Below are 5,493 nucleotides of genomic sequence, written 5' to 3' on the forward strand. Positions count from 1 at the left end.
CTCCGGCACCGCGGCCACCGGCGTACCGGGCTGATTCGACGGCGTCGTCGTCGGCAACGCAGATCGCGCCCGAGCCGCCTCCGCGGCCGCATCGTCACGTACCGGCTCTTTCGCGCACCCCGTCAGCAGCAGGACTGCGCACACCACGGCCACACCCCGTGTCTTCACAGGAACGACTGTAAAGGCAATCAGATCGTCGTACGGCGGGATGCCACCAAGCTGCCGGATTCGTATCCATCCGCGCGTAACTGCTGGCCCGGGGCAACGTCGAGGATGGTGATGGTGAGCGGCCCGGTGAGGTCTTCGGAGCTGATCGGGCGGTCGTCGAGGTAGAGGTCGACGCGGTCGATACCGGCCACGGTCAGGGTGACGGCGAGCGTCGTACCGGCCAGGGCGGTTGTGATCTGGAGGCTGCGCGTGGGCATCGCGGCCAGGAGGGCACCGGCTCGGGCGAGCAGGTCGACGTTGCCGTCGAGTAGGTCGGCGCGGGTCATGCCATGCAGTTCGGACGGCTGGATGCCGAGGTCCTCGACCGGCGTACCGGCGAGCTCACCGACGCGCAGAGTACGGCGGATAGCGACGCGTAGGTTGGCGCCGTTCGGCAAGGACTCGTACGGCGAGGTCGGGTCGGGTGGCGGTGGTTCGTTGAGCAGGGCCGCGAGCAGGCCGTGGGTCCAGACGTTCGCGCCGCCGGCGCCGGTGTTCTCGTCGACGCCGAGGATCGTGCCGATGCTGTGGTCGGCGAACCCGGCGGTGAAGATGTCCGACGCCGAGTAGACGCGGGCATCGGTGATCAGCACGACCGGCCCGTGGTAGGTCTGGCCGAGGTCGTTCGCGCCCTCCTCCGGTGTGATCGGCTTCGCCGCCGAGTACGCCGCTCCCGTCTCGGTCGCCAGGTCGAGGGAGTCGAACCACGGCCCGAGATCGATCCCGGCCGGGTTGTCGCGGTGCCTGCGGCAGATGCTCAGATTGAGCGGCGAACTGAGGAACTGCACCGGCTCGGGCGTGATCCGCCGCGGGGTCAGCGTCTGCAGGGTGAACTCGGCCGCATGGATGTGCCCACCGCCGTTGTCGCGGAGGTCGACGATCAGCCCGTTCTGCGGCAGTGCCGCGGCCAGCCGGACGAACTCGTCCCGGAACGCGACCGGATCCGGCACGCTGAACGTGAAGATGCGCAGATGACCGAAGCTGCCGGACGGCGTACTGACTGAGCGGGCCCGGAATACGCCGGGCATCGTGGTCGGCAGGTCGGCGCCACCGACCGCGGCCGGCTTCGGCAGCTCGGCCGAACTCTGACCGCGTTCGAGCTCGACGACCTCGCGGACATAGAGCACCTTCTTGGCGCGGGCCTTCTCGTCCGAATCCAGGTCCACACCCATCAACGCCGAGGTCGCGTTGATCGCATCAAGGTCGGTCATCGGTGGGAGGTTGGTGGTCACCTGCCACTGCTCGCGGAGCTCGTACGGCGATCCGTCGAGACCGAGGTAGCTGAGCACGACCCAGTCCTCGTCCGGCGGTGCCTGGATCACCAGCGGCCGCAGGGTCAGTGATTCGAGACCGCGCGCAAGGTTCGCCGCTTCGTTGCTGCCGGCAAACTGTGCGCCGTTGAGCGCGACCGCGCGGGCGATCGCCGTACCGTTCCAGTGCGTCACCTCGGCACCCGCGCCGAATTGAGGTGCGCTGTAACCCGTCACGGTCCGGGTGATCAGGTAGTGCTCGGTGCCGTCGTCGTCATGGCACTTCTCGATCATGAACGGCAGGAACGCGACCTTCCCGGCGAACGGCGCGGGCAGCAGATAGTTGGTGTGCAGGTCGCGAACCGAGTGGAAGATGCTCGACAGCCGCCGATGGAAGAGCCACTCGGGCTCCATCGCCTGGCGATCCATCCGGGCTCGCAGCACCCGCAGCCGCTGCAGCGGATTGAGCGCATGCATCGCGACCTTCAGCGGCAGGTGCACGTAGTTCTGGTCGAGCAGCAGCAAGGCCTGGTCGACCACGATCTTCCGCTGCGCCAGCGTCAGCGTTCCCGCCCCTGCCAGGAACGCCGGCAACGGGACAACAGCACCCTCGTCAATTGCAGTAGTCATCTTTCCCCCTCGTCCCACGGTCCGCCGCTCTTTGCGCACTGTCAACGACGCGCCACGTTCGGAGTGCAGGATCGACTGATGTGAAGGACTATCGACTCCATGCGGATCAGTCGAATGTTGTTAACCGCCGCCCTCCTGATCGGCGTGCTCACGGCACCCCAGGCACAGGCCGCAGCCAGCTTCCCCCGAATCGATGCGAGCGGATTCCAGCTCGTCTCCGGCGACACCTTCGCTACGTACGGCGCTCGCGTGGCTCAGCTCGAGACCAAGCCGGCCCTCGCGCCGGTCGGCGTCACCGAAGTCCTCGCCGCGTCCAACCGGACCGGGCGCCCGCGCTGCCACGCGACGTACCTGACCGCCTCGCTGAATCCGCAGGGGTTCTGCTGGCAGGACGGTGAGGACGACGACCTGAACGTCTGGATTCCGCAGGGCCTGTCGGGGTCGGGCGACGCGGAGCCGGCCGGTGGCGCGCGCCGGGTCGTTGTCGCGAGCTGGCACAACAGTGGTGACACGGCGATCCGGATCTCTTTCCTGGACGTAGCGACCAACAAGTACCGGCACGTGCTGCTGGTGGAGCCCACTGCCGACGGCAACTTCCAGGCGGTCGCTGGGCACGGCCACGGGCTGTACTGGTCCGGGAACATGCTGGTGGTCGCGACGGGCGGCGCCGTACTGCGGGTGTTCGACCTGCGGCACATCTGGCGGACCGACACCAGCACTGGTGAGGTTGGACTGGGTGCTGACGGCAAGTACCACGCACTCTGGCACGCGTTCGCGCTACCGCAGGTCGGGGCCTACTGGTACGCCGGAGGTGGGTGCGCGTCGACCACCGGCGTACGGCCGTGTTTTGCGAGTCTGGCGCTCGACTACGCCGGAACCGGCTCGTTTGTTGCTGCAGAGCACACCACGCGGGGTGGTGGGCGGATTGTGCGCTGGCCGCTCAACAAGGCGACCGGACTGCCTGCTGCTGGTACCGACGGAGTGGTGCGCGCCGTGGAGGCCTTCAACTCACCGGTGTGGGGTATGCAGGGTGCGGTCTCCTACAACAACAGCTTCGTGATCCCCGGGGTCTGTCCCGAGTACGCCGACAACATCGGGGACGGCGTCGACTATCCGAGCTGTCTGCATCGCGGTACCGGTGGCGTTTCCACGTCAGTGTGGACGAAAGCACCGAAGAACACCGAGAACCTGTCCTACTGGCCGGCCACCAACGAGCTGTGGCTGATGAACGAGCAGCTGCGTGAGCGGGTGACCGTGCACATCGCATTTCCGTAGTACTGCAAGGATGGGCCGGGTGAGTGACTTCTGGGACAGCATCACGTCAGCACAGCCCGACCCGTCCATCCGTGTGGTGATCGGCACCGGCGTGGTCGCGCTGGTGCTGATCGGCTGGCGGCCGCTGTGGCGGTTCACCCGGAACGTGGTGACGATCGCGCATGAGGGTGCGCACGGTCTGATCGCTGCGCTGGTCGGCCGCAAGCTGTCCGGGATCCGCCTGCACTCGGACACCTCCGGGGTGACCGTGTCACGCGGGAAACCGACCGGCGTGGGGATGATCGCCGTACTGCTGGCTGGTTACCCCGGCCCGGCGCTCTTCGGGCTCGCCGCCGCCTTCACCCTCAGTCGCGGGTACGCCGTTGCGTTGCTCTGGGGACTGCTACTCGCATTGGTGATTCTGCTGCTGCAGATCCGGAACCTGTATGGGCTCTGGTCGGTGGTGGTGTTCGGTGCGGTCGTTTTCGGCGTGACCTGGTGGGGTACTCCGTCGGTGCAGTCGGCGTTCGCGCACCTGCTCACGTGGTTCCTGTTGCTCGCCGCGCCGCGTGCGGTGGTCGAGCTGCAGCAGTCGCGCCGCGGTGGGCAGGGGCGGAGTTCGGACGCCGATCAGCTTCGGCGGTTGACCGGCGTGCCAGCGGTGATGTGGGTCGGCGTCTTCGGCCTGGTCGCGCTCGCCTGCCTGGCGCTCGGCGTGATCTGGTCGGGCGTAATCCCTGGTTAATGGTTTTGTCGGCGCCGAGGTCTAGTGTGAATTGTGCGTCGACGAAGGGATTTTCGATGAAGGCCAACGAGATACTGATCGATGGTTTCGGCCGGGTCCAGGAGCAGGTGCACGACGTGGTGAAGGGGCTGGACGACAAGGTCCTGACCGCGCGGCCCTCCGAGACCACCAACTCGATTGCCTGGCTGCTGTGGCACCTGACCCGCATCCAGGACGACCACGTCTCGGAGGTCGCCGGGCACGAGCAGGCCTACACGGCAGACGGGTGGCACGAGCGGCTCGGGGTGCCGTTCGACACTGCCGACACCGGCTACGGGCACACGCCTGAGCAGGTCGGGCAGGTGACTGCTTCCGCGGAGTCCCTCGTCGGGTACTACGACGCCGTGCACCAGCAGACACTGGAGTTCCTGCGGTTGCAGGCCGATTCGGACTTCGACCGGATCGTCGACACCCGGTGGGATCCGCCGGTCACACTGGGCGCTCGACTGGTCAGCGTGCTGGACGACGATGCCGAGCACATGGGCCAAGCGGCGTACCTGAAGGGTCTGTTCAGCTAGGCGGGGTCAGCTAGGCAGGTTCGCCTTCCAGAGGGTGCCGCCGGCGATCAGGTAGGCCTGCTGGTCGTTGGTGCGGACCAGCGCGGTCACCGGGCCTTGGAGACCGCCGGTCGATTCGAGGACCTGCCAGTTGCCGTCGCGGCCGTTGACGATCTTGACTTTGTTGTCCTGGGCAATCACCTGGGTGACATCACCGTCGGGGCTGCCGTCGGACAGCGGTGGTGGCAGGAGGTCCTTGTCACCGACCGGGATCGCCGGTACGCCGGTCAGCCGCTGCGCCTTGGCGCCGTCGTACCGCCAGATCGCGAGCTTGTTCTCGACGAACCCGGAGATCACGCAGGTGTCCGCGCAGGTCGCGGTGTTCGCCTGACTGCGTTCACCGGGGTCCGGTAGCTCGATGCGGGTCCAGCCCTGCGCGAGCTTCTCGGAACGCCAGATCGCGGCGCCCTGCTGGACGACGTTCGGTTCGAGGCGCACCTGCGAACCGGTCAGCACGAGACCCTCGCCGTAAGCGGTCGCGTAGCCGGTGCCGACGAGCAGGTTCTTCGTGTTCTGCAACGGGGTCTTGGCCGAGTCCTGCTTGAGCCACTTGTTGTTGGCCTGTGGCAACCAGACGGCGGCGTCCAGCCCGGTCACGACGCCTTCCCACGATCCCGTCAGGGCCTCCCCTGCCGGAGTCAGCACAGCCGACGTCATCTGACCGGCGGACAGGCCGTTGAAGGTGTCGAAGGTCTGCGGGTGTTCTTGTAGACCGGCGTCGACCGAGCCGGTCCAGACGGTCCACCGCACATTGCCGTGCGCACCGCCGGAAGCACCGCCGAGGCCGAGCACGCGTTTGCCGTCCCACGCG

General features: G+C 67.3%; 5 protein-coding genes. 3 read left to right on the forward strand and 2 right to left on the reverse strand.

The genetic code is table 11. From position 1 onward, the window contains the following. Positions 1-188: 188 nt before the first annotated feature. Positions 189-2,087, reverse strand: a complete 1,899-nt coding sequence (locus E1261_RS42970) for a S41 family peptidase (protein ID WP_132415821.1) — start codon at positions 2,085-2,087, stop codon at positions 189-191. Positions 2,088-2,186: 99 nt separating this feature from the next. Between E1261_RS42970 and E1261_RS42975 the strand changes: the two genes are divergently transcribed. The 3 genes from E1261_RS42975 to E1261_RS42985 are packed head-to-tail and all read left to right on the forward strand — an operon-like array spanning position 2,187 to position 4,643. Next, positions 2,187-3,362 carry a hypothetical protein gene (locus E1261_RS42975; RefSeq protein WP_238176807.1) on the forward strand — a complete coding sequence of 392 codons (1,176 nt, stop codon included), beginning with the start codon at positions 2,187-2,189 and terminating at the stop codon, positions 3,360-3,362. A gap of 10 nt (positions 3,363-3,372) precedes the next feature. Beyond that, positions 3,373-4,086, forward strand: coding sequence for a M50 family metallopeptidase (locus E1261_RS42980; protein WP_238176808.1), 714 nt, complete (start codon positions 3,373-3,375; stop codon positions 4,084-4,086). A gap of 56 nt (positions 4,087-4,142) precedes the next feature. Beyond that, a complete protein-coding gene (locus tag E1261_RS42985; RefSeq protein WP_132415825.1) occupies positions 4,143-4,643 on the forward strand; it encodes a mycothiol transferase in 501 nt (166 codons plus the stop codon). A gap of 6 nt (positions 4,644-4,649) precedes the next feature. On the opposite strand, the gene E1261_RS45720 is transcribed toward E1261_RS42985, so the two are convergent. Next, positions 4,650-5,493 (reverse strand): hypothetical protein (locus E1261_RS45720; RefSeq protein WP_165952849.1); only part of this gene is annotated, 844 nt, incomplete at its 5' end.

The sequence above is a fragment of the Kribbella albertanoniae genome, assembly GCF_004348455.1.
GTDB lineage: Bacteria > Actinomycetota > Actinomycetes > Propionibacteriales > Kribbellaceae > Kribbella > Kribbella albertanoniae.